This window comes from Vreelandella neptunia (assembly GCF_000712975.1).
GTDB classification, from domain to species: domain Bacteria; phylum Pseudomonadota; class Gammaproteobacteria; order Pseudomonadales; family Halomonadaceae; genus Vreelandella; species Vreelandella qaidamensis.
On sequence record NZ_JHQL01000003.1, the window covers coordinates 183,961 to 207,368 of the forward strand.

Below are 23,408 nucleotides of genomic sequence, written 5' to 3' on the forward strand. Positions count from 1 at the left end.
AAATGAACATAAATCAATTATACGGCTAACGTTTATTGTACGCGATACTCGTTTCGTATCCTTTTTGTATAATTATGTTGTTCGCTTTTCCTAGTGATCTTTTTTCTCAAGAGCTTCGCGCTTCGACCAAGAGAGCAGTTGGCTTGCAGGCATAGGTCTTGCGACGCCATAGCCTTGTACAAAGTCGCAGCCCATTCGCTGCAGTGTTTCAATATGCGCATCGCTCTCAGCACCTTCTGCGACGACTTGCTTGTTAAAGCGCTTGGCTAAATACGTTATGCTTTCAACAATGGCTAGGTCTTCTGGACGCTTAAGCATTCCCATCACAAAGGATTTGTCGATTTTTACCAAGTCGACCGGCAAATTACGCAGGTAGCTCAACGACGAGTAACCCGTACCAAAATCATCGAGGGCAACTTTACAGCCCGTTTCGCGGCATCGGTTTAATATTTGGGTAGCGCTGGGCAAATCGTCTAGTGCCGCTGATTCCAGCACTTCAATACAGATGGAATGCGGAGAGACGTCAGGGTGCCTAGATAACGTGTCCCGCAAAGTGTCAATGAACTGTTCATGCACAAGCGATTGAGGGGTCAGATTAATGCTAACGTCAATGTCTAACCTCTCTTTTTGCCATGCCGACAGCTGTGTCAGTGATCCTTCCATGACCCAGGCATCCAGTGCCAACTCAGTATCGGTACCACTGATGAGAGGTAAGAATTGATCAGGCATGACTAAGCCGCGCTTTGGGTGGTTCCAGCGAATGAGGGCTTCTACGCCGAGCAGTTTAAGTGAACGTGCATCAATTTGAGGTTGGAAATATAGCTCAAATTGACCTGTGTTAAGGGCTTGAGAGATTTCATTACGCACTGTCTGTTGTGCTTTTAGCTTTTTCTCATGGTCAGGATCAAAGAAAGCAAATGTATTTCCCCCCTGTAGTTTTGCTTGATACATGGCTTGGTCTGCGTGGCGTAGTAGCGTATCAGGGTCAGCGTCATCCAGCGGGAACAATGTAATCCCTAGGCTTACGTTCACCACCACTGGGGATGATTCGAGTCCGTTCGGCTGCTCCAGCACGAAGCTTTTAGTGATCGCACGCAACTGCTCTGGTTTACCATTCATATCGTGAAGAAGCAGAGCAAACTCATCGCCGCCTAAGCGTGCAACAACCCCTTGAGGCCCCACTCGATCTCTTAATTGCTGGGCAACGGATATCAAGACGTTATCTGCAGCTTTATAGCCAAACTGTTGATTGATTTTCTTGAAATCATCAAGGTCTAAAACACCAATGGCGAGGGTGTTACCGTCGTTAACGTGTGCGATCGCTTCACGTATTTTGTTGAGCATTTGATGACGGTTAGGTAGCAACGTAAGCTTATCGAAATGGCTCGCACGGTGTAGCTCTTCGGCATGCTTTTTTAGCCGCGTCATGTCCGAGAAGATAGCCACATGATGGGTGATGTCTCCTTGGGCGTTACGAATCAAGGAAAGTGACAATGACTCATACAGTAGTTCACCGTTTTTACGTCGATTGATGAGTTCACCACGCCAGCTCCCATTGTTTAATAAGGACTGCCACATGTCCTGGTAAAATGCTTGGGTATGACAGCCTGAGGAGAGAAAGCTGGGCTGATGGTTTAAAACGTCGCCTCGGGTATACCCCGTCATAAGCTCAAAGGCACGATTCACATCAACGATTCGATTGTCTTGATCAGTAATCATGATGGCGTTTTGGCTGTCAGAAAAGATCCTTGCTGAGAGTTCGAGTCGTTTATGTGCCTCGTCGTGTTGAACACGCAGGCGTAGCGAGCTGATGAGTTGGCCTAAGTTGCGTAAAAACGAGGCAAGCTCCTCCATGAGACATGCCTGATACCCGCCGGGGCGGTTCGCCAGACCAATCATGGCGATCAATGTACCATTATCAGTGACGGGAATGCCGATGAAAGCATTAAGAGGAGGGTGGCCTTTAGGCAGGCCGCCACGTCGTGGGTCTTGGTCAGGAGCGTTAGCAATTAGCATCTCTCCCGTTTGTAACACGTGACCAAAAAGTGATGCTTGCTTACTAAATACTATTCCGCCCTGAGATGCTTTTTCAAACAGCCGGCGTGAGGCATGATCCCAGCTGATATCCGTAATGGCATGAGTTTTTAGAAAAGGTGTGTTTTTGTCATCGTATAATACTTCACCGATAAAACCTGAGTCGCTCTCAGTCAGCGCTACTAGCTCGGCCAGTGCATCTGAAAATGCTTGTGACAAGTCATGCTCAGCAATAAAAGACGTCTGTAAGTGGGTAATTAATCGCTCAAGTCGCTGCTGTCGGTCCAGGCGTCGCTCATTTTTTTTGAGCGGCGTAATATCTTGAATGGTTCCTGCTATTTGCGTGGTTTCCTTACCAACAGTAACGGGAACTCCTGTGACGCGCACCCACGTAGGTAGTCCTTTATCTTTGTGCGCTAGGCGTAACTCAAGATCAAAAGGCACCTGCTGATTAGCTGCTTTCGCCAAACTAGTTTCCAGCTGACGTTGATCTTCAGCAGTGTACACACTGATACCGTTTGCTTTGTCATGAGAGTAGTCAGGGGCAACGCCATACAACGTATAGACGACGTCGTTCCACCATGTGGCACCTGAGGCAATATCCAACTCCCAAAGCCCTAGGCCTGATGTGGTCACTATTCGCTCTTGGCAGTGCAACCGATGTAGCTCAAGACGCTGTATCACCAGATCTGCCAGCGTTGCCAAATGTGTCCGCTGTGCTTGGCTGAAAACTCTTGTTTTCGTATCTAAAATACATAGCGTTCCTAGGCTATAACCTTCACGAGACACCAGCGGTGCGCCGAGGTAGTAACGAATATGAGGTGGACCCGTCACCAGGGGATTATCGACAAAACGCGTGTCCTGGGTGGCATCCGTTATTTCAAAGATGCCTTCTCCGCACAAAGCATGTGCACAAAAAGAGATATCACGGGGTGTCTCTTTAAACGTTAAACCATGGTGGCTTTTGAACCACTGACACTCTTCATCTACAAAGCTCACTAGGACGTACGGAGCGTCGTAAAGATTCGCGACCATTGACGTAATACGTTCTAACATCGTGTCTTGATGCCGATCGTTCATTGTACAGTGCCATAACGCTTTCAAGCGCTCCGGCTCATCATGAGGTGTAGGAGGAGGGTGGATTTTCATCACTTGGCTTCCCGTGATGTAACTGTCATCGAGGCTGGTAACGTAAATGGCTGACTCGTCAGGTCACTGCTCTCCCCAGCGAGTGCTGAAATTTCAAGTGTTAATTCAGAGCCATTAGGGGTAGTGCGGAACGCGCGGATCGCATTCAATAGCTGGTGGGTTTCTTGTTCCAGTGTTTGGGTCGCCCTATTAGTAGACTGCAGCTGCTCGGCCGTACGCTGAACGCCTTGCTCCATGATGTTGATGGCGCTTCCTATTTGTGTAATGCCACTGCTTTGTCTTTGAGAGGCAGCGCTTATTTCACTCATAAAATTGTTAACTCGCTGGCTAGCCTGCATAACACGTTCAATAATCTGCTCAGTGGCTTCCACGAATTTCACACCTGCTGCAATTTCGTCGTTAGACGTATTAATTAATTGGTGAATCTCTTTCGCCGCATCTGAAGAGCATTTTGCAAGACCGCGTACTTCGCTCGCGACAACAGCAAAACCCTTACCATGAACACCCGCACGGGCGGCCTCTATCGAGGCATTGAGGGCTAAAATATTCGTTTGAAAGGCAATGGAATCAATTAAAGCGAGGGTGTCATCCATATGCTTAGCGCTTTCGGTAATCGCTTTCATGTGCTGAACGACCTGTCCCATGCTGTCGCCTGCGTTTTGCACTTCCTGCATATTAGTCGTTGCGAGGTTGCTGGCTTGTTGCGCATTTTCAGCATTTTGCTTAACGGTGACCGTCAACTGTTCAGTGCTGGCAGCGGTTTCTTGTACTGAAGAGGCCAGCTCATCACTGCTCTGGGCAATGAAGGCGTTGCTTTGACGAATATCGGCCACCGAGGGATTGACCTGGTTGATACCATCATTGACATCGCTGACGATGGCACTTAAGCCTTTTCGCATCGTGACCAGTGCATCGACAAGGCGATCAAAGTCATCATTTTGGCGGGGTGGTACGTCGGCGGCCAGATTGCCAGCCGCCACCTGAAGGACAAACGCGCGAGACGTTTCAACCATCTGACGCACTTTACACCACACGCTTAAGCCTAGCCCAGCTACCACGGTAAGCAGTAGCCCTCCGATGACTAACTGAGAAAGATCTTGAGAAAGCTGCCACTGATTAAACGTTAACCACCCAATAGAAAGACTAGCAATAAGCGTTAGTAAACGCGTTTGCAGGGTAGCCGATCTCCACTGACAGCGACCCAAAAACGCGAACGGATGGCGACGGCGTATTTGACCACGATATAGAGTGAAGTTTTTCCCTTGGCCGTTCTTCCAAGCGTGGTAAATTTTTTCTGCATACTGCACTTCTGCGGCGGAGGGCTTGGTACGCAGGGAGGCATAACCGACGATGTGGCCGTTTTCTTGGATAGCCATTGCATTGGCGCGTACCCAATAATGGTCGCCATCTTTACGCCGGTTTTTGACCAGGCCAGACCAAGGCTTGCCTTGCTGTATGGTCTCCCAAAAGTCTTTAAACGCCGCTGGTGGCATATCAGGATGACGGACTAGGTTGTGGTTTTCGCCCAGTAACTCTTCGAGACTAAATCCACTAACCTGCACAAACGCTGGGTTGGCGTAGGTGATCTCTCCTTTCAAATTGGTGCGAGAGATCAGAAGATCGTCTTCAGCGTAAGCATACTCAATATAAGTGATGGGCAAGTTAGTACGCATGGCAGCCCCTTGGATATCTGATGAGCTAGGAATGTACCAATTGGCAAAAAACTAAGGTGTTACAAACTATATCAGCTGCAGCGGTATTTTTATTATTTTAAATTATAAGTATATAACAAATATTAGCTTTTATTAAGTTAGGTAAAGTTAATAAATTAATAATATTAGTGGCTTATAGGATTAATTGGGTTGGCGGCAAAGATTGCTTGCGACCTCATTTCGGCCCTGTCAACTGAGCAGCAATTCTAGGGTGGCGTTTTTGAGTCTATCTATTTTGTTGCCTTATTATGACAAAACTATTACTCAAGTCTTTTTCAACTCCTCAAGCGACAAATTTTTCTGTTCACTACCTCAACATTCCCAGCTTGTAGGCGCTAGCACAACAGCCAACTTTAAAGACCGCTATTTCAATGCGAATCTGCGCCCGCTGTTTGAAGGTGCGCCCCCAGGCTGGTTACTTGATCATCCACCCCTTAATCCGCAGGGTGCCCACACCGACCAAGGTGTGGGGTGAATGCGGTGCGGGGCGTCAGCCCCGCTGATTTTGGATGTACTGGGCAACGACTTCCAGTGGCGCTCCGCCGCACGATCCCACGAAGTACGACCGGCTCCAAAGCACTGGTTTGGTGTAGGCACCCCGCAGGTCGCTGAACTCCGCTCGCATCCGCCGTGACGTGACCGCCTTCAAGGAATTGACCAGCTTCGTGAGTTGTACCTTGGGGGGGTACTCGACCAGCAGATGCACGTGATCACTTTCACCATGGCACTCACGAAGCTCGGCCTCGAAGTCAGCGCAAACTTCGCCAGCAATCTGCTGAAAGGCCTCATGGTGAAGCTCACCAAGAATCTTCCGACGGTACTTGGTTACGAACACGATGTGAGCGTGAAGCAGGTAAGCACTGTGTCGCGCCTTATTGATTTTGTACATACTGAATGTTGAACTATGCTCAATTAGCCGATTATGATTGACTATAAGTTACCACACACTGAGTTTGCCATGAAGGTCCTGAAAGCCTACCGATTCAAGCTGAAGCCAACACCGGAAGCAGAAGCGCTGCTCTACCGTATGGCGAGGTGTGGACGGTTGGCGTACAACAAGTCCCTTGAAATAATGCTCGACATCGTCCGAAAAGAACTCGCGTTCGAGGGTGACCGCAAGTCGTTGTACAAGGCCCTCAATGATCTAGCCCCTAAGGAGCGCATCGCTCTGGCTAAGCGTTTACCGAGCGCAGCGGGCCTGAACAAACAACTGACACAGTGGAAAAAAGCGCCAGAACTGATCTTTCTGAAAGAGGCTTACACGGACAACCTTCAGCAGCGTCAACGCGACCTGCGAGACAAGGCCATCAAGGATTGGTGCTCAGGGAAGCGAGGGTTCCCAGTTTTCAGGACCAAGCGCATCGCGCATCACTCGACCATGCGCTTCGTCAACTTCCCCAAGTATTGCGCCCTCGATCAACGCCGCATCAAGCTGCCCAACAAGCTGGGCTGGGTGCGTATGTACCAGTCCCGCGTCATCGACGGTGAGCCTCGCAACGCCACCGTCTCACTCGATGCGTGTGGCAACTGGCACGTCGCTATTATGTGTGCAGTCGATGTCAAGCCGACCCGTGTACCTGACCAAGGCGCAGTCGGCGTCGACATGGGGATTGCCAAGAACATGACGCTGAGCGATGGCACTACGTTCTCCGGGGTGCGTAGCTTCGCTGCCTCAAAGGACCAACTGGCGGCTTCCCAACGCAAACTGAAGCACAAGGAACGCGGCTCCGCTAACTGGAAAAAACAGAAGCGCAAGATTGCGCGTATTCACCAGCGTATTGCCGATATACGGCGCGACTATCAACACAAGGCAACGACGACGATCTGCAATAACCACGCCATGGTCGCTGTCGAAGACCTCCGAGTCGCCAACATGTCGAAGTCTGCAAGGGGTACGGTTACCCAACCGGGACGTAATGTCCGGCAAAAGTCAGGACTGAACCGCTCGATCCTCGACCAAGGTTGGTACGAGATTCGGCGCCAGCTTGCGTACAAGATGGCATGGACTGGGGGCCTGTTTGTGGCGGTACCACCGCACCACACGAGCCAGACCTGCCCAGCCTGCTTTTACAAGTCGGCAGACAACCGCAAGACGCAGGCGAGTTTTCTTTGCACGCACTGTGGCTACGCCGAAAACGCTGATGTCGTAGGAGCTATCAACGTGCTTCACCGAGGCCTCGACCTGCTCGAAGCCTCGAACCAGTCAGACCTGATCAGGGCGGGACGACGCCCGTAGCGCCTGTGAAGTGAGCGGTGCAGTAGGGCCGCCAGCAGCAGGAACCAGACCACCGGGCGACCAGTGGCCACCCGAAAGGGAATCCTCTTCCTGAGTCGCGGCAGCGCGAAGGGAAGGGAGGACGTCAACTAATTATCCATAATGCCGCCTCAGGTAGGGCACTTCTGAGTTGTGCTGCTGTTATTTTAAGAGCGTGAGGCGGCATACTTTCAAGAAGTAGTGCTGTTGAAAGGCCCTTTATTGATAGCTGATAGGGCCGCATTTGTGTCCAGGATTGCTGCCCTGATGCCGGTCACTCCCATTGCTTCCAGCCGTGCGGTATGCATTTTGCAATAGGCGTTGGCATTGGCTCGGGTGTCGAATAGATAGATACCGCCTGCCTGTTTCTGGTCTGCATCTTCTGTCCAGATTTTCCAAATAAGGCCTGGTTCCTGGTTGATACTTTCGGCCAGCGCTGACATGGCGTTGGCCATTTCGTCACCGAAAGGGCCATCAAAAGGGAAATGAACTTGTAATATGACGGACATACTGCCTCCTGTAAAAAATATTGACGGTGAAGTATGGAAGTTTTCACTGTTAGTTTAATTGTGTTTTTAACCACCTGTGCAAGATCTATGCTCCGAGTTCAAGTGAAGCTTTCGCTTTAAGCTCAGTTAACCTGCAAAAAGCTTAGGCACGCCGATGAATGGATAGGCGTGCCTGGTTGCATCCAGCGTGACCGCTCTCACGTGGTCAGTACGATCCTCCCCTGTGCCCGTGCCACAGTTTCGGCACGTGTAAGCGCGTGGCTGGCGATGTCGAAGCGGCCTGCCTCTTGGGCTAGACCCGCACGCAGCCGGTGAAGCTCGGCGAGGTACCAGCGCTCGCCGCTCGCCCGGACAATCGCGAAAGCCTGACGTAAAGAGTGCATCCCAGCGACTGGGTCGCCCATTTTCCCTGCTACCTCTGCGGCTAGCCCGTGGCAGAAGGGTAGCGTGATCCTGACGCCCATCGCACTGAAGGCCGAGAGACCCTTCGCAATCCGCGAGGCCCCAGTTGTGTCGCCGGACATTGCCTGCGCCCAGCCTGCCAGCATTTCGCCTGCGTCGCCCCAAACGGGCACCGCCTCAGTCCGGCACAGAGCGACTAACGCTTCTGCCCGGTCACGGGTTAGTTCAATATCGCTACGTAGACGGGCGCAGACCGCCCCGCACCAGAGCATCTGGGCGCGCCCGAAGGCGGCGCCCAAACGGTCTGCGCGCGCACTGCCAGCGATGAGGTGCCGCTCAGCCTCTGCCGAGGCGCCGGTTAATTCGGCGACACAGGCCGCGTACTGGTGACATACAACCTCTGGGTCTTCACCGAAGAGTACATTACCGTCTTGCTCGGCATGGCGTGGCGCGATCTCTAGCACGGCGGCGATTTCTGCTGCACAGGCCGGTAGGGCGCCGGTGAAAAAACGGGTCTGTCCGACGGCATTATGGGCTACCATCGCCATATGGGCCGGGGCCTGCCCCGCGAGTGCCTGCAGTCCAAGCGCGAGATCTTCGGCACGGGTCAGTTCAGCACGCGTCAGGTGATCATTCCAGAGCCCTGCAAGAACTGGAATCGTTGTGGCTGGATCGCCGACTTCGGCAGCTAGTTGCCCCGCGCGACGGTAGACCTCCCGAAGCTCTTCCGCAGTAAACCCATCCGCGACGATGAGTGCCGCCCCTAGCCCGAGCAGGGCGTCGAGTTCGGTCGCGCGGTCGGCCTCAGGCTTCACCGTACCGATCCCGCTGCCTCGAGTTAGCAGATCCCGAGCACGGCGGAACTGTTCGACGGCATCCATGGGGGCGCCGCGCGCCTGCGCACGTCGCCCCGACAGCACACGATAGTGTGCGGCGCGCGGCCAGTCAGCGCCGCGTTCAAAGTGATCGGCCAGCACGGGGGCGATCTCGCCCGCTGCGTGACCGTGGCTGATCTCCAGTCGGAGACCGACCCTTCGGTGCGTGCCTTGCCTGTTCGCTGCCGGCAGCCCATCGTAGAGCGCTTCGTGATGTAGCGCGTGCCGGAAGGCATAGCGTGTGGCCACTGTTCCGTCGGGCCGTTGGCTAAGGCCCGCGCGGGTGATAAATCGTCTGTTCCGCGCGAGATGCTCCAGCTGCCGCTCCGCCGCCTCCACCCCGTCGCGGTTGTCGGCTAGGTCGATGGCAGAAAAGGTCGGTCCCGCCACACTGGCGGTTTCAAGCAAACTGCGCTCCTCGGCCAGCAGTCGGCTGGTGCGTTCGGCCTCGATCAGGATGCGGACACTTGGGGCAATGGCTGCGACCAGCGCCTCGGGTGTGGAGGACAGCTGCCACCCGGCCTCGCCGCGCCGCACCAGGCCTTGCGCCTGCCAAACGTCTGCCGCCGCATCAACGAGCATGGCATGGCCCTCGGTTCGGCGGGCGAGGGCCTGCGCCAAATCGGGAGTAAAGGAGTTGCCCGGGAACCGTTCTGCAAGGTAGCCAGACACTGCCGACTCATCGAGACCGCCAAGGGTGATCAACCTGCAGTTTGGCTGCCGACTCAGCTGACCCAGTGTTATCGCAAGTGTCCCAGCTCGGTCTAATTCGTCATCGCGATAGCTACCCAGAACCAGTAATCGAGCCGGTGTGCGTTGTAGCCCCCAAGCCGCTAGCCAGGCTAGCGTGCTAGGATCTGCCCAGTGCAGATCTTCTAGCACGAGAACTCCAGGGCGGCCACGGGTCAGCCGTTCCATCAGCGCCGAGAATTCCCGCAGCATTGAGTTGTGGCGAGTACGGTCCAGCGCTTCCGCCTCCAAGCGATGCCCGGGTTGTTGCTTGACCCAAGAGGGTGCGATGAGTGGCAGAAGTCGTACCAGCGTGGCCCCCTCAGGCCCGGCCATGAGTTGCGTCAACACATCCATCAACAGCCCGTAGGGTTCGCGTGCGCCAGGGTGCGCAATGGCCTGTCCCCTGGCAATCCACAGCGGCGTGCGCTGGGATAAACTAGCCTCAAATGCTTCCAGAAGGCATGTCTTGCCGGCTCCTGCTTCGCCTGAAATCAACGCCATTGCCCGTCGACCACTCCTGGCGGCAGCGGCCCTTTCACTTAGGGCTTTCAGCTCCTTATCCCGTCCGATGCAGAACACTGTCGACGCCGCCACAAGATCCTTAGGCGCATCGCCGACCAGCGGGATCGGACGCGTCAGCCGGTAGCCTCGCCGGCCCACGGTTTCGATTAGCCCGGTGTCCTGGGCGTTGTTGTCCAGCATCCGGCGCAATTCGCGGATGCATTGTTTGGGTCCCGCCTCGTTACCAGGGCCGTTGCCCCATATCATGCGCCGCAAATCAGCCGTGCTGACCACTTCGCCTTGCTGTTCTATCAGTGCCACCAGAACGGACAGTGTCTTGGGGCGTAGGCGCATCTGTACTTCACCGCACAGCAGGACGCCTTCGCATAGGTTTACCTCGATATCTTCCGAAATCATGTCGTAGGGGGCCTCAAGACTTACTGCCGGAAGCCATAGCGCACGAATGGTGGCCGCCGTTAGGTAAAGGGCATAAGGGAGTTAGTAGAGCGCAAATTATACCCATATTGCACCTTAATTGAACTTTACATTTGTTTGTTTGCAATCATAAATGGGCTATCTTCGCTTTCGAAGCAATCCAAGCAGCAAGTGCATAACAGACGAGGGACAGGCACATGACAGCGTACAGACTCCATCACAGAACGGCCCGCCAGTTTCGGCCTGGCCTTTCGGTCTGCGCCATGGCTTTTGCCCTCGCTGTCCCCGTTACAGCGCAGGCTCAGGATCAGGCGCAGCAGTTCTGCGTGGCCGACCCGGCGGCAGTAACGGCCCGTGCGTCCATTACGCCACCCGACAAGCCGCTGCCTGAGGCGCTGGTCCACGCCCTCGACGCTGCCGCTCGCGGGGCATTGGACGGAGCCGCTGCGCCGGGAGTGATTGCCGGCGTTGTCACACCCGAGGGTAGGTGGAGCGGTGCTTGGGGCGTCGCGGACCCCGAAACCGATGCTGCGATGGAAGTCGGCATGCACACGCGGATCGGATCGATCACCAAGACCTTCACCGGCACCGCCCTGATGCAGTTGGCCGAGGCTGACAAGCTATCGCTCGACGATAAGATCGACCAGTATGTGTCCGGCGTTCCCAACGGCGACATCATCACTCTGCGCCATCTGGCTAGCATGACCAGCGGCCTGCTGAGCTATACACAGGCGGATCCTTTCCTTGATCTGTTCTTCGCAGACCCTAGCTTGCACTATTCTCCGCAGGATCTGCTTGATTTTGCCTTCCCCGGCTCGCCGATCTTTGCGCCGGGGGAGAAGTTCAATTACTCGAACACCAATACTGTGCTGCTGGGCCTCGTGATCGAACAGGTGACCGGGCAAGATATCGACAATGTCTTTACTTCGATGATCCTGGACCCGCTGGGCCTGACAGAGACCACCGGTCCTGACGGTGCTGCCCTCATGCCAGAACCTTATCCGCAGGGATTTACCCTGCAAGGCGATGCTGCCACGCCGGATGCGCCCTCGAACGCGACGCATTGGGATCCTTCCTGGGGATGGACAGCGGGCGGAATGATCTCGACCCTCGACGACCTGCTGGTTTATGGACGCTCCCTCGGCACAGGCAAAGGCCTGTTGAGCGCTGAGGCGCAGCAGGAGCGTCTGCGGTCCTTCCCCGAGCCGGCGGGCTACGGCATCGCCATGGGGTGCGTCGACGGTTGGGTCGGCCACACGGGTGAGCTGCCCGGTTACAACACGACGGTGTTCTACGACACAACGACTGACACAACGGTAGTCGTACAGGCCAACAGCGATATCCCTTCGGGCGATTGCGGGGATGAGGACGTGCTGCCGGACAACCCCGTTGACCTTGCGTGCAGCTCGCCCGCTAGTCGCGTGTTTGAAGCGTTATCCGTTGCCCTCGGGCATCCGTTTTCGATGACACCGACGGCTTCTGCAGAGTGAAGGCGTTGACATTGCAGTTCCGCCACAGCTGTTCTTCAGCCCTCCGCTTGGGTGCCCTTGCACTACTTTGCGCCTGTTTTGCGAGGCCGGCCTTGTCGCAGGGCTTGCCGGACGTCGACCGCATCCTCTCCGAGCAGACCGTGATCCTGCAACGCTATGAACCGCCGCCTCAGGTGGGCAGTGTCGCCATTGGCGTGCAGGACGAGCGCGACAAGATTGACCTAGAACGCGCCAAAAGCATCCGTTTTCGCCTAACCTCGGTGCGCGTTGATGGGGCGCGGACCCTACCGTTGTCGACGTTGACGCCGATCTGGCAGGGCCGGATCGGTGCCGAGATCACGCTGGCTGATCTTTACCGCATGGCAGACGCCGTTGATGCGGCCTATCTTGCCGCGGGCTATTTTTCCAAGACAGTGGTGCCGGTGCAGGATTTTTCTGACGGACAGATCCGGCTGCAGGTATTCGAAGGCTATGTCGACCGCATCGAGATCAACAGTCATATTCCTGGCATCGAGACCCGGCTGGCCCCCTACCTGCAACGTATTCTCGACATGCACCCGATCCGGGTAAAGGTGGCCGAACGCGAGCTGTTGTTGATGAGTGACCTTGCCGGACTGTCGATTGAAGGCACTTTTGTGCGCCCAGAAGGCGCGACGGGTGGCGGGGTGCTGCGCCTGGAGATCGGACAAGATCGCAGCGCAGGAATGATCGGGCTCGACAATCTGGGATCCGACACCGTTGGCCCATTACAAATGGCCGGTGTGGTGACCTTTAACGATGTCCTGAGCCGGTTCGAGACCACCAATTTGACCGGTGTCATCACACCGCAACACCCTGACCGGATGACCTTGCTTCAAATGATGCAAAGCTATCCGCTCGGATCGAACGGCCTTAACGCGGGCTACAGTTTTGTTTACCTGCGCCAACACCCCGACGGGGGAGCCGGCGCGCCGGACATCGATGTGACATCCGCTATGGGCACGGCGTTTTTGTCCTATCCGTTTCTGCGGACGCTGGAGCGGTCGCTCTGGGGGCAGGCTGAACTGACGGTGCGCAACGATGATGTGGACGTTCTTGGCTCGGCCGCCGCACGTAGCCGGTTCCGCTGGGCGACGAATTCACTGCAATATAGCCAGAGCTTTGAGACATCCGAGATCAACCTCGAAGGGGCGGTGAATATCGGCACGGCCTCAGATATCGATATGGGCACGGTGCCGGGCGACTTCCGCTTTGTTACCACCGAACTGGGCTACACACAGGCTTTCAGCGAGACGACGACAATGACGCTGCAGGCTCGCGGCCAATATTCTGGCAGGCCCCTGCCGGGTGCTGTCCAGTTCGGCGTCGGCGGCGAGACTTATGGGTTGGCCTTCGACAGCGGTACCATCTCTGGCGACAACGGTGCGGCGGCCTCGGCTCAGGTGAACCAAGAGGTCGATGCCGGACTGGCATTCCTGCCCACTCTCTCAACCTCGGCCTTCGTGGATTATGGCGCGGTCTGGTCCGAAGATGTACCTGGACACATGTATCTTGGCTCCTATGGAGTGGGCCTTGGTGGGACGTTCGGGGAACGGCTGAATTTCCAGGTTATCGGTGCGCTTCCTTGGACCCGTTCAAATAGAGTGGACGACAAGGGGGGCAAGCTAATTTTCCAGCTGGCAATGCCATTCTAATCCGGCAGGAGGCATCGCCTCGCCCATCGCGCCATCCATCCCACAGGAGACCCTGATATGACCACACCGAAAGCCGCACGCCCCCTTCTGAGGTCGGCCTTGGGCGTTCTAAGCGCTGCCGCCGCGTTGCTTGCACTCAATGCCCCGCTCCATGCGGAGACGCTGCCGACCATTGCCTTGCCGGACCCGGCGGTTTCTCCTGCGCGGGCGAACCTGCTGCCGGTGCCGCAGGCGCGGATCGATAAGGCAGTCGCCTCGTTGGATGAGCAGGTGCAGGATATGTTGGAGCGGACCGGAGTACCGGGCCTCGCCGTTGCTGTGGTGCATGGGGAAGAGACACTGCTGATGCGCGGCTGGGGGCTGCGAGCGGAGGGCGCTGATGCACAGGTTGATGCGGATACAGTCTTTCTGCTCGCTTCGTTGTCTAAATCTGTCGGAGCCACTGTGGTGGCCACGCAGGTCACCGATGGGATCGTCAGTTGGGACGATCCGGTTCGCAACCACTTGCCGTGGTTTGACTTGGGCGATCCGTGGGTCAGCAATCATGTCACCATCGGGGATCTCTATGCGCACCGCTCGGGCCTGCCGGATCACGCTGGTGATGATCTCGAGGATGTGGGCTATGACCGCCGCGCGGTGCTGGAACGGCTGGCGCAGCTGCCCATGGGGCGGTTCAGGGCCGATTACGCCTATACGAACTTCGGCCTGACTGCTGCGGCAGAAGCGGTAGCCGCCGCGACCGGCAAGGACTGGTCCACGCTCTCGGAAGAGGCGCTTTATGGTCCGCTCGGTATGGAAGTGACCAGTTCGCGCCACTCGGATTACATGGCGCGCGACAATCGCGCCGCGAGTCATGTGCCGGATGCCAACGGCTTCCGAGTGGCAGACCTGCGCCAGCCTGATGCGCAAAGTCCGGCCGGCGGGGTGAGTTCCAGCGCGCGAGACATGGCGAAATGGATGAAACTGGTGCTCTCCAGCGGGCGTTTTGAAGGGGAGCAACTGATTGCGTCCGAAGCTCTTGTGCCCGCACTTTCGCCGCATGTCATCAGCGGACATCCAAGTGACGCGGCCGATAGGGCTGGCACCTATGGCTACGGCTTTGGTGTTGGCGTACGTCCCACCGGGCGCATTGTGCTAAGCCATTCTGGTGCCTTCGCGTTTGGCGCGGCGACTGCCTATTCGATGCTGCCGGACCTAGGGCTTGGGATCATCGTGCTGACCAATGCCAGTCCCACAGGTCTCCCCGAAGCGCTGGCTGCCAGCTTTCTTGATCGCGCAGAGTTTGGTGTGGAACAGCGCGACTGGCTGTCGGCATACGGGCCGCGCATCGAACCGCTCTCTGCCCCAGTCGGGAAGCTAGTGGGCGTGACACCCCCGGTTGAGCCCTCCGAGGCCCGGCCTGCCGAAGCTTATACTGGGGACTATGACAATGCCTATTTCGGGGTGGCTAAGGTGCGTGAGACCGCTGATGGTTTGGTGCTCGAGATTGGCCCTGCACCACAACGCCTTCGGTTGACCCATTGGGACGGCGATCGCTTTGTCGCCTTCCCGGTGACAGAGAACCAACCTGAGGGCTCGATTTCACAGGTTGAGTTCACCATGGGCGCGGATAGGCAAGCAGAAATGATGACCGTTGAACACCTGAACGAGGCGGGCCTTGGAGGATTCCACCGGCCATGACGCAGCCCAGCTGAGTGCTGGATCAACTGCGTGGACCGTGTTGCTATCAGACCGTTGGGTAGTTATCAGGGCTCAGCACCATCTCTAAAGGGCACATAAGCATCTGTTACAAACTTTGAGCTACCATGAGAGACTGTGCATTATCATTTGATACAAGATACGCTGGAGGTGTTTTGATCAGTAAGTGACTTTTATAGAAAAATTTTTCAATGAGTTATAAAAATAATGAATAATATTCCGTTGTTTGGCTTACAAAAATACATATGGTGGTTACCCTCAGCTTCACTGGTGTTCTTTGCTACAATTTTACTGGCAGCTGAAGTGAAGCCCGTTCCTGGCACTTTTGCTCCTTCACAAGATGAGGCTCCCATATTGATGATGGATACTCAGGAAGGACGCCGTTTTATTAGCCGTGACGACATCGAATCCTTGCCCCTTTATGCTACAAGTTTTCAGCATTTCAAAGGGTTGCATGGGAATTTTGCAGGCGTATGGCTGAATGATTTGCTCTCTGCTCAAAATATTGATGAAACGGCAACGCTTCGTTTCATCGCTCATGACGATTACAGCGTTTTTATAAATTTAGAAGATCGTCTCAAGCGAGATTATCTTCTCGTTACCCGCCTCGACGGAGCGCCTCTAACGCTGACTGACTTTGGTCCCATGTTGCTAATTGTCCCGGCTGAGGCAGAATCTGTTCAAGCTGGAACAGCCGACATGACCCATTGGATCTGGTCAATTCGAGATATCATCGTCCAATGAAGTTGGGGATTGTCAAGTCAATAGGCTGGAAGCTGGGATTAGCTTTCATTCTGGTAACGGGTACTTTTGCTATTGCAATGTCGTTATATGGTTTACATGTTCGTCAGCAAATGGGTTCTAATTATACCTCGCTGGTAGCAGTAATTGTACGCTCGCAGACGCATGCCGTTATGTTTCGAAACGCTTTGGAGGATTTACGCGATAGTCCTAGAAATCCTGACGTATTTAGTCGACTGGAGAATCTTTTATGGCGAATACCACAACATATTGATGGAATCAGTTTTAGCCTACAGACAAATCAGCTTTCAGAATCAGATTATCATGCCTCTTTGGCTAGGTTACAGGATATTAGGGAGCGTCTGTATGAGATGCGCCAGCAGCTCGATGGAATTATCTTAGGCGATTCAACCGAAAAGTTTCTGCGTGATGGCCAAGTGATCGAAAACGACTTGGCTCAGATTTACAGCGCCTTTGAAGGAATGGTGCATTCAGAAGCAGCTAAGCAGCGCATTGTCATGAAACGACTGGGGCGCACCATATCGGTGCTGGCTTTCATGACCTTGATACTGATAGTAGGACTTCTAATTTCATTAATTAGACTTAAACGCGAACACCAAAAAGTTAAGCGTCTCAGTCAGTTTGATGAACTCACAAAATTAGGCAATCGTCGCTACTTGCTGAGCTTTGCAGAACGTTTTTGTAAACATAGCCAGCGCTCTGGTAGTCCTCTGGGTTTAATTCTTATAGATATTGACCATTTCAAATATGTCAATGATACATTTGGCCATCCTGCCGGTGATCAAATACTTCAGGTTCTTGCGGGAGTGCTAAAAGATGAAGCTCGCAAAATAGATGTGTTAGCTCGAATTGGAGGTGAAGAGTTCTGTATATTAATACCAGATACAGATATTGATGGCGCCATGCAGCTAGCAGAACGACTGCGCAAAAAGACGAGCAATCTAACACAAAAACAATTGGGCGTTGACACCTCAGTTACAATAAGTCTAGGAGTAGCGATAGCATGCAAAAACGAAGCTACTTTTAAGTATCTTTATGCACGTGCAGACAAAGCCTTATATCAAGCGAAAATGCATGGTCGCAACCGGATAGAATTCGGTTAGGGAAATGTGTAGAGATGGAGGGGAGGGCGTCAAAGGAGTTGCACTCAGATTTTTCGTCCAGGGCCTCAAAATTTAGCTCACCCACTCGGGCCGTTGATCGGCAAACAGCTCTTTAGAGGGAGAATGATTTATTGGGCTATCTATGCTTCCAGCAGGTATAAACACTAATCCAAAATCTTCTAAACTAGTCGGCAAGCCAGATCCACAAACACTACAGAAAGTTTTTCTATGCAAACTATTGGGATGATGATAAGTATTTATTTTATCAAATCCGCTGACCCATTTTATCTTCTCTTCTTTAAAGAAAATATTTGCTGCACGTGATGATCCTGTACCTTTCTGGCAACGCTTGCAGTTACAGAGAACAAACGAATCGTATTCCCCTTCAACTTCATAAACAACGCGTCCACATAGGCAAGACCCAGTTACTTTATCCAAAATGCCCCCTAAAAATAAATAGTATTAACATACATTATTAGCCTTAAGTATCGGCCTATAGGTATGTATCAGGTATGGATCGATACTATACACTTAAAAAATTATTCCTCTTACAAAATAGCATTTTCAAGTAGATTATCAACAGTAATAAGCCAAGAGCCATCACCCTGCCTTATTCCCTGCTTTTTTATCTTCTTACTGAAATTCACATCATGAAATAAACGCCACTTCACTGCGACGGCAGCCAGACAGAGTCAATAGCTTTAGCGCATTGGCTGCCGGGAGACTCAGCACAGCGGTAGTTGCTTTGCCTGCATTATCGGTGCGCGTGCCATCTACTGCTTGCCATCCTGGCGTAATGCTGAAAGTTGAAAGTGAGTGGCGTTGACGCCACAAGCAGCTTTAGGTTGATGGCTTGCATAAGCTTTTGCCAGTACGTCGGCTTTCACTCAGCTCTTAAAATAGCGGCCTATAAGGCTAATTTACTTGAGGATTAGCGTTGACTTATGCAGGCTGGGTCTGTAATTATAAAAAATAATTAATATTCCAATAAAAATTCGATTATGGGAGTAGGTGTGTCTGCATGCCGAAATACAGCCGTCATTTTCGGCCTACTAGCCAGCTTTTCCTGCTTTCAGAGCTATAACCAACCTGTTTATGCTGATAGCTGGGATGATTTCGCTGCACAGCTGTTATGCGGTGATGGAGAAAGCTGCTCCTCCTCGCAAAACATAGCCCCTAGCAATCCACTCATTATTGAAGGCACCGTTCTGCCTGACGATGCTGCTCGCGGTGTTGATGAAGAGCAGGCCTTTTTTATTCAACAAGGCGCTTATTTGAATCAAGCGGGTACGCTGATATCGCTTGAAGACAGCGCCGTGGTTGTGACTTTGCCAGAACGCGGCCAATTAAAAACGGCAAGCGGTACGGCGGTACTGACCGCACCTCGAACGGCCCCCGTTATTATCACTGTCCCAAGCGAAAAAAGAGAATAATGCGTCATTACTTAAAAAACGGGAGGGCTTGGCTTTGGCTGCTCTTCGTGCTCAATATTGCCTATTTAATTTATGAATTAGCGTTTAACAGCCGTTTGGTAGATGCATCGGTTGCTCGCTTAACGAGCGGTGATGTTCGTGCGCTAGAGCTAGAAGGGCGGATACTGTCGGGTATCGGGCTTAGTTTGTTACTACTACGTCTGATTACTTTAAAAAATAAGCAAACCAGCGTATTTATCAAACAGGTAGCGTTGGCGATTGCTATTGGCTTCCCTGTCATGTTTTTTGGTCAGCGCATCTTAGTAGATGTATTAATTGATCGCACTTCTGCCGAGCAACGCATGGATGCTCAGCATCTTCTTCTGATGAAACGGGGGCTTGCTACTAACTCGCTGCAGTTGGAAGGCATTGCGTTCGATGAAGAAGACCTTGATTCACCGCATACGCGCAGTTTTCTTTCTGTATTAGGACTTATGACGTTTGTCTCGCCCGCCTTTGTTGATGACCTCAAGGCGGAGGCAGAGCGCATTATTCATCAAGTCGCGACGAATGAAGCGAGTAAAGAGCTACCAGAAAGCTACCAAGCCTATGAAACGTTACAGGCGTCTATTGGTAATGCCTGGGACGGGTATAAAACGATTTCAGATAATTATTGGTCAGCTCAGCAAGAGATCTCTACTTATGCAGAGCAAGCTTGGCTAGACATGCAAGAAGACTTGTTAAGCCAATGGCAAGATAATCAAGTAGAAGGGAGTGAAGAGGCCTTTACGCGGCAGGTGCTGACCTTGCAGCGAAGTTTGACAACTTACTTTAACGCTCGGCAACGCTGTGAAGATGGCCGTTTTAGAAATGAGTGTATTGTCCGAGTTGAAGAGATCTACCGTGAAGAAGTGGTCGATAACTTAGGGCACTATGTTGCTCCCACCGACTGGTGTTATGCGCCGGAAGTCGTGACCCAGAATGTACGTCGTGGCAATCGCTTTGTTACTGAGCAGCGAACCGTTCAGCGCTGTGAAAACCTTGCTTACGACCATTTGAATGAAAAACTAGCCACCGTGTTAGGTGTGCCTGCTTCTTATGAACATTTTGTGGCGAGTGACACCGCTGCTGCCCAGGTAAGGCAGGCAATGCTAGCGCAGAATGTTGAGCTACCTAGTGCGTGGCGTGCCAATGACCGTGAGGGATTTTTTGAGGCGGTCATTGCAAAGCAGTCTCACGAGGCAGGAGAGCAGGCAGCTCAGGCGATGCAGAAACATTTAGGTGCATCGTTGCCGCTTGATCTGACTGCCGATGCCTTTATTGCCTCTCAGCCAATTCAGGATCAACTGCACGAGGCGTTACAGCCGCGCGATGAGCAGATGATCATCACATTAGACCTGACGCCAGAGCAGTTCAGAGACCAACTGCTATTACCGCATTATTTAGCGTATGCCGAAGCGGAGCGTCAGCGGTTATATGATGACGCCCAACTGCTCGCCAATGGTCAGCCTCGCGAAGAAGAGGGTAAGCAATACGTTCGTGCGCTTATTGTGCCCCCCATTGCCATGGGTTTTTCTCTGTTTTTTGCGTTGGTGAATGCGATTGGCTTAGCTGCAAGCGTTCCTGTGCTGATGGGTTCCAAGCGTCGCTGGTTACCTCATGCTATTAAAGTTGGTGGGCTGGCGGTGGTGATCACTGTGCCCATGCTGAGTAGTGCGGCGGTGACGCAAACCCCCACGTATCGTTACTTTAATGAAGAATTTCAGCGCTCAATGACCACAGGGGGCGCGCTATTTGCCACGTGGGTGATTCACACTCAGCCGGTGATCTATTCAATAGGGCGCTTCGCTACCTACATTGCCCCCCCGCTGGTCAGTGGAGATTCTAATGCCATAGAGCGTCCTAGGGGTGTTGACCAGGAGACGCTTGTTGTTGCTGAGCAAGCCTCGGGAGAAACACTGGCTGAGCCAACCGATTCACCTTCTTCTCCTCTAGAGATTCAAGAAAACGTCAATCAAGGGGCTTTGCCAGATGAGGATAGGCCGTTAAGCGTGGTGCATTTAGATGTTTCGACGCCGCTAGAAAACCAGCTGACTACGTTACTCAACAACACGCCCCACCACGCGGTACTGATTGATGTACAGCAGTTGAGTGACGGTAACTGGGCGATCCATCGATCTCCGGTGATCACTGGCGAAGGTACTTGCCTCACTAACTTCTCAAGAGCAATGGATATTAGCCGAGTAAATAGCCTGCAGTGGCGCGCAGCCCGTCATGGCGACTGTGGTAGCGATGCGATTGCCAAACGCCCCGTTAGTATTCCTCTTGCGGCCGACTTCGCTCGTGTTATCCAGCGAAATGAAGATGGCCTCGCATTATGGGTACATTTTCAACCCACACTGTTGGGTGAAGTTAATTGTCATGCCGTGCGTCGTGAAGCCGACCACATTGCCGATGTGTTAGGGGCTAGCCGTTTTACCGCGGCTGCCAGTACACCACAGGTGCTTAGCTGTTTTGCGCGGCATGAGCGTCAGTACGGCCTTGCTTATTTCGGGCCTGAGCACGGTGAACCTCAAGCAGAAGGGGATAGCCAGCTTCGTCGTATGAACCTGGCAGAGGTTCAGCGCCTGCGTGAGCGGGCCAGGGGAGTCGGCTATCGTCCTCAAGCATTAAGCCTTTCGGGTGCAGCGTTGGAAGGCATTCAAGGGGTGCTTGCGAACGGTGACTGGCTTGTGGTTCATCACAGCCACACCAATACCGACGTATCCACCTTTTCACAAACGCACGATTTACGCTATGGCGTTTTTGGGGCGAGGCAACTGCCAGCCAACTCGGCAGGCCAAACGCTAGATGTGATAGTGACAAGGAACCACGAATGAGCATAAAAAAAGCGCTGACATGGGCGGGAGTCGTCGCAGTAGGGGTAACAACACTTTCTGCTGCGCAGGCTAACGACTTGGTGGTCGAGCCCTTCGCACAATCAGCATTAACAGAAGAGCAAAAGCAAGCCTGGCACTATTACATTGCCCAGGAAAGTGCTCAGTATGGCTGCCAATATGGCGATGATAGCCGCTTACAGGAAGATCCTCGGGGAACTTTACAGGCATTAGCCAATGGCGATGATATGGCTCCGCTCCAGGTGACCTTACGCACATTCTTGTCTGCTGGGGAGAACGTTCAAACGCTGTTAGCACGCAATATGGTGATTGCGAGCATGGAGTGTAACCCTGTCTATTACTTTGATGGGGAGCTAATTGGCCATCCGGTACTGCCGTTTGAAGAGTATCTCGATATTTTGCTTTCTAAGTTAAGGCAAACACCCGAGCTAGGCGCACATATGGAATTTTTGCGGGGTACCAAAGCGGCAGCGATTGATGCGCGTTGGTTCTGGGCATTTTATCTATTGGATGGCGACCACTATCGGTTATTAGGCCAGAACGTTGACACTATTCGACAAGTTGCACGCCTGTTTGTCGGCAGTTTAGGCAACGTGATGGATGAAAACGCGTTTTGGCAGATATACGACAACGTGTTTAGCCAAGGTATCTACGTTGAAAATACCAACGCCTGCCAAGGCGAACAGGCTGAGCCTAATGCCAGCGTTGTGGTTGATAAAAACATTGCTTGGGAAATGGTGGAAGCCTTTTACAGAGAAGAAGGTATTTCAAGCCGGGGCAGTTGGCAGCCAGTCGTTCAGCAAGAGGGCGATGGCTACCAATTGGCTGAATCAACCGCCATCGAAGATCCCATTAATCCCTACTTTAATGTAACGCGCCGCGTCACTATCCGGCCACAGGAGTGCCAGTAAATGTATCTTAAGACCCTATTTGCCGCCGGGGCAATATCGCTGTTTTCACTGCCTACCAGTGCATTCGCCCAGGCTGCCTGCCAAGACGATGAGCGGCTCTATTCGTTTGCTGACTATATCGAAGAGCGGCAGGCAGGCACGTCTGAGCCTTTGCAGTTAACAGTAGCAACGTTTTTAAACCTGACGCCCAGGGCGAGGGAAGTCATTGGTGACAATCTACGCTTACTCGATAGTGAGTGTCGCCCCATGCAAGTCAGCCAAGGTGAGCCGCCATTTCGCATCGAAATGCCTTTCTCGACGCTGTATATGGGCTTTTACGATGCTGTGTTAAGAGGGGATGAAAGAACACAGCAAATCCTGCTCAATAGCTTTCGTGCTGAGCCTGTCGATCCTATGGAGTTCATTAGCTACTTTACGGTGATTGATAGCGGCAACGAAGAGCTAATGGAGCGCTTAGCAAGAAGCGCAGGCATTAATATACATACGGCTTCTTGTAACGATGAAACTAAATACCTGCACTTTGCCGATCTGTATGTGCGCTTTGGTGGAAACGTTTACGGCGAGCATGGCAAAGCCTGGTTTGTTTCAGGAAAGCAGCCTGAAGTTACATCTGTTGGCGATAACTTTACACAACGCTTTTCTAGCCTAACGGGACGCAACTGTCGTGTATCAAAAAACACCGTGCTATCCACTGCAGAGGCAGCAGGAGCTATTACATTTAATATAGGCAATAGTATTACGGATCACTGGCAGTATAAAAGTAGTGCTTATACAGAGCCTTATCAAAAGTGGCTTGAGCAAGGCGCACCCGACGCAGTGCCTGCCAGCCTATTTGATTAACTATAACTTAAAAAAGGGA

General features: G+C 53.0%; 17 protein-coding genes and 1 pseudogene. 11 read left to right on the forward strand and 7 right to left on the reverse strand.

Annotated features, from left to right (window positions below):
* Positions 1-90: 90 nt before the first annotated feature.
* Both CR46_RS0108905 and CR46_RS0108910 read right to left on the reverse strand, forming a co-directional pair.
* A complete protein-coding gene (locus CR46_RS0108905; RefSeq protein ID WP_030072023.1) occupies positions 91-3,183 on the reverse strand; it encodes a bifunctional diguanylate cyclase/phosphodiesterase in 3,093 nt (1,030 codons plus the stop codon).
* Positions 3,183-4,856 (reverse strand): methyl-accepting chemotaxis protein, encoded by a 1,674-nt coding sequence (locus CR46_RS0108910; RefSeq protein ID WP_051690151.1) that lies wholly within the window; start codon positions 4,854-4,856, stop codon positions 3,183-3,185. Before CR46_RS0108910 ends, CR46_RS0108905 begins: the two co-directional genes overlap by 1 nt.
* 259 nt (positions 4,857-5,115) lie before the next feature.
* On the opposite strand from CR46_RS0108910, the gene CR46_RS0108915 reads away from it, so the two are divergent.
* Positions 5,116-5,370, forward strand: a complete 255-nt coding sequence (locus tag CR46_RS0108915) for a hypothetical protein (RefSeq protein ID WP_030072027.1) — start codon at positions 5,116-5,118, stop codon at positions 5,368-5,370.
* Between the two features lie 15 nt (positions 5,371-5,385).
* Here CR46_RS0108915 and tnpA read toward each other — a convergent pair whose 3' ends face one another.
* Positions 5,386-5,784 carry an IS200/IS605 family transposase gene (gene tnpA, locus CR46_RS0108920; RefSeq protein ID WP_030072029.1) on the reverse strand — a complete coding sequence of 133 codons (399 nt, stop codon included), beginning with the start codon at positions 5,782-5,784 and terminating at the stop codon, positions 5,386-5,388.
* Between the two features lie 69 nt (positions 5,785-5,853).
* On the opposite strand from tnpA, the gene CR46_RS0108925 reads away from it, so the two are divergent.
* Complete coding sequence (locus tag CR46_RS0108925; RefSeq protein ID WP_030072031.1) at positions 5,854-7,131, forward strand: RNA-guided endonuclease InsQ/TnpB family protein; 1,278 nt, start codon at positions 5,854-5,856, stop codon at positions 7,129-7,131.
* 209 nt (positions 7,132-7,340) lie between these two features.
* On the opposite strand, the gene CR46_RS0108930 is transcribed toward CR46_RS0108925, so the two are convergent.
* The 3 genes and pseudogenes from CR46_RS0108930 to CR46_RS18550 form a co-directional block, all read right to left on the reverse strand.
* Positions 7,341-7,658, reverse strand: a complete 318-nt coding sequence (locus CR46_RS0108930) for a monooxygenase (protein WP_030072033.1) — start codon at positions 7,656-7,658, stop codon at positions 7,341-7,343.
* Positions 7,659-7,855: 197 nt separating this feature from the next.
* Positions 7,856-8,875, reverse strand: a complete 1,020-nt coding sequence (locus CR46_RS18545; protein WP_232222384.1) for a hypothetical protein — start codon at positions 8,873-8,875, stop codon at positions 7,856-7,858.
* An 897-nt stretch (positions 8,876-9,772) separates the two neighbouring features.
* Positions 9,773-10,585, reverse strand: a pseudogene (locus CR46_RS18550) (winged helix-turn-helix domain-containing protein); the annotation flags it as partial.
* A 281-nt stretch (positions 10,586-10,866) separates the two neighbouring features.
* Between CR46_RS18550 and CR46_RS0108940 the strand changes: the two are divergent.
* The 5 genes from CR46_RS0108940 to CR46_RS17950 all read left to right on the forward strand — a co-directional run bounded on the left by CR46_RS0108940 (position 10,867) and on the right by CR46_RS17950 (position 17,329).
* The gene (locus CR46_RS0108940; protein ID WP_232222363.1) at positions 10,867-12,093 is read left to right on the forward strand and encodes a serine hydrolase domain-containing protein; all 1,227 of its coding nucleotides are present in this window, start codon (positions 10,867-10,869) and stop codon (positions 12,091-12,093) included.
* Positions 12,094-12,185: 92 nt separating this feature from the next.
* On the forward strand, positions 12,186-13,766 hold the full coding sequence (locus tag CR46_RS0108945; RefSeq protein ID WP_198023715.1) for a ShlB/FhaC/HecB family hemolysin secretion/activation protein: 1,581 nt from the start codon (positions 12,186-12,188) through the stop codon (positions 13,764-13,766).
* A gap of 57 nt (positions 13,767-13,823) precedes the next feature.
* The gene (locus CR46_RS0108950; RefSeq protein WP_030072041.1) at positions 13,824-15,446 is read left to right on the forward strand and encodes a serine hydrolase; all 1,623 of its coding nucleotides are present in this window, start codon (positions 13,824-13,826) and stop codon (positions 15,444-15,446) included.
* Between the two features lie 225 nt (positions 15,447-15,671).
* Positions 15,672-16,208, forward strand: coding sequence for a molybdopterin-dependent oxidoreductase (locus CR46_RS0108955; RefSeq protein ID WP_030072044.1), 537 nt, complete (start codon positions 15,672-15,674; stop codon positions 16,206-16,208).
* Positions 16,205-17,329, forward strand: coding sequence for a GGDEF domain-containing protein (locus CR46_RS17950; protein ID WP_051690152.1), 1,125 nt, complete (start codon positions 16,205-16,207; stop codon positions 17,327-17,329). Before CR46_RS0108955 ends, CR46_RS17950 begins: the two co-directional genes overlap by 4 nt.
* 72 nt (positions 17,330-17,401) lie before the next feature.
* On the opposite strand, the gene CR46_RS18135 is transcribed toward CR46_RS17950, so the two are convergent.
* Complete coding sequence (locus CR46_RS18135; protein ID WP_198023716.1) at positions 17,402-17,767, reverse strand: GFA family protein; 366 nt, start codon at positions 17,765-17,767, stop codon at positions 17,402-17,404.
* Between the two features lie 575 nt (positions 17,768-18,342).
* Here CR46_RS18135 and CR46_RS0108970 point away from each other — a divergent pair.
* Genes CR46_RS0108970 through CR46_RS0108985 form a run of 4 tightly spaced genes read left to right on the forward strand, consistent with a single transcriptional unit; the run spans position 18,343 to position 23,389 of the window.
* Positions 18,343-18,762: a hypothetical protein gene (locus CR46_RS0108970; RefSeq protein WP_030072048.1), complete on the forward strand. Its 420-nt coding sequence runs from the start codon at positions 18,343-18,345 to the stop codon at positions 18,760-18,762.
* Positions 18,762-21,620, forward strand: coding sequence for a hypothetical protein (locus CR46_RS0108975; RefSeq protein ID WP_030072050.1), 2,859 nt, complete (start codon positions 18,762-18,764; stop codon positions 21,618-21,620). Before CR46_RS0108970 ends, CR46_RS0108975 begins: the two co-directional genes overlap by 1 nt.
* A complete protein-coding gene (locus CR46_RS0108980; RefSeq protein WP_030072052.1) occupies positions 21,617-22,549 on the forward strand; it encodes a hypothetical protein in 933 nt (310 codons plus the stop codon). Before CR46_RS0108975 ends, CR46_RS0108980 begins: the two co-directional genes overlap by 4 nt.
* Positions 22,550-23,389 carry a hypothetical protein gene (locus CR46_RS0108985; RefSeq protein ID WP_030072054.1) on the forward strand — a complete coding sequence of 280 codons (840 nt, stop codon included), beginning with the start codon at positions 22,550-22,552 and terminating at the stop codon, positions 23,387-23,389.
* Positions 23,390-23,408: the final 19 nt, after the last annotated feature.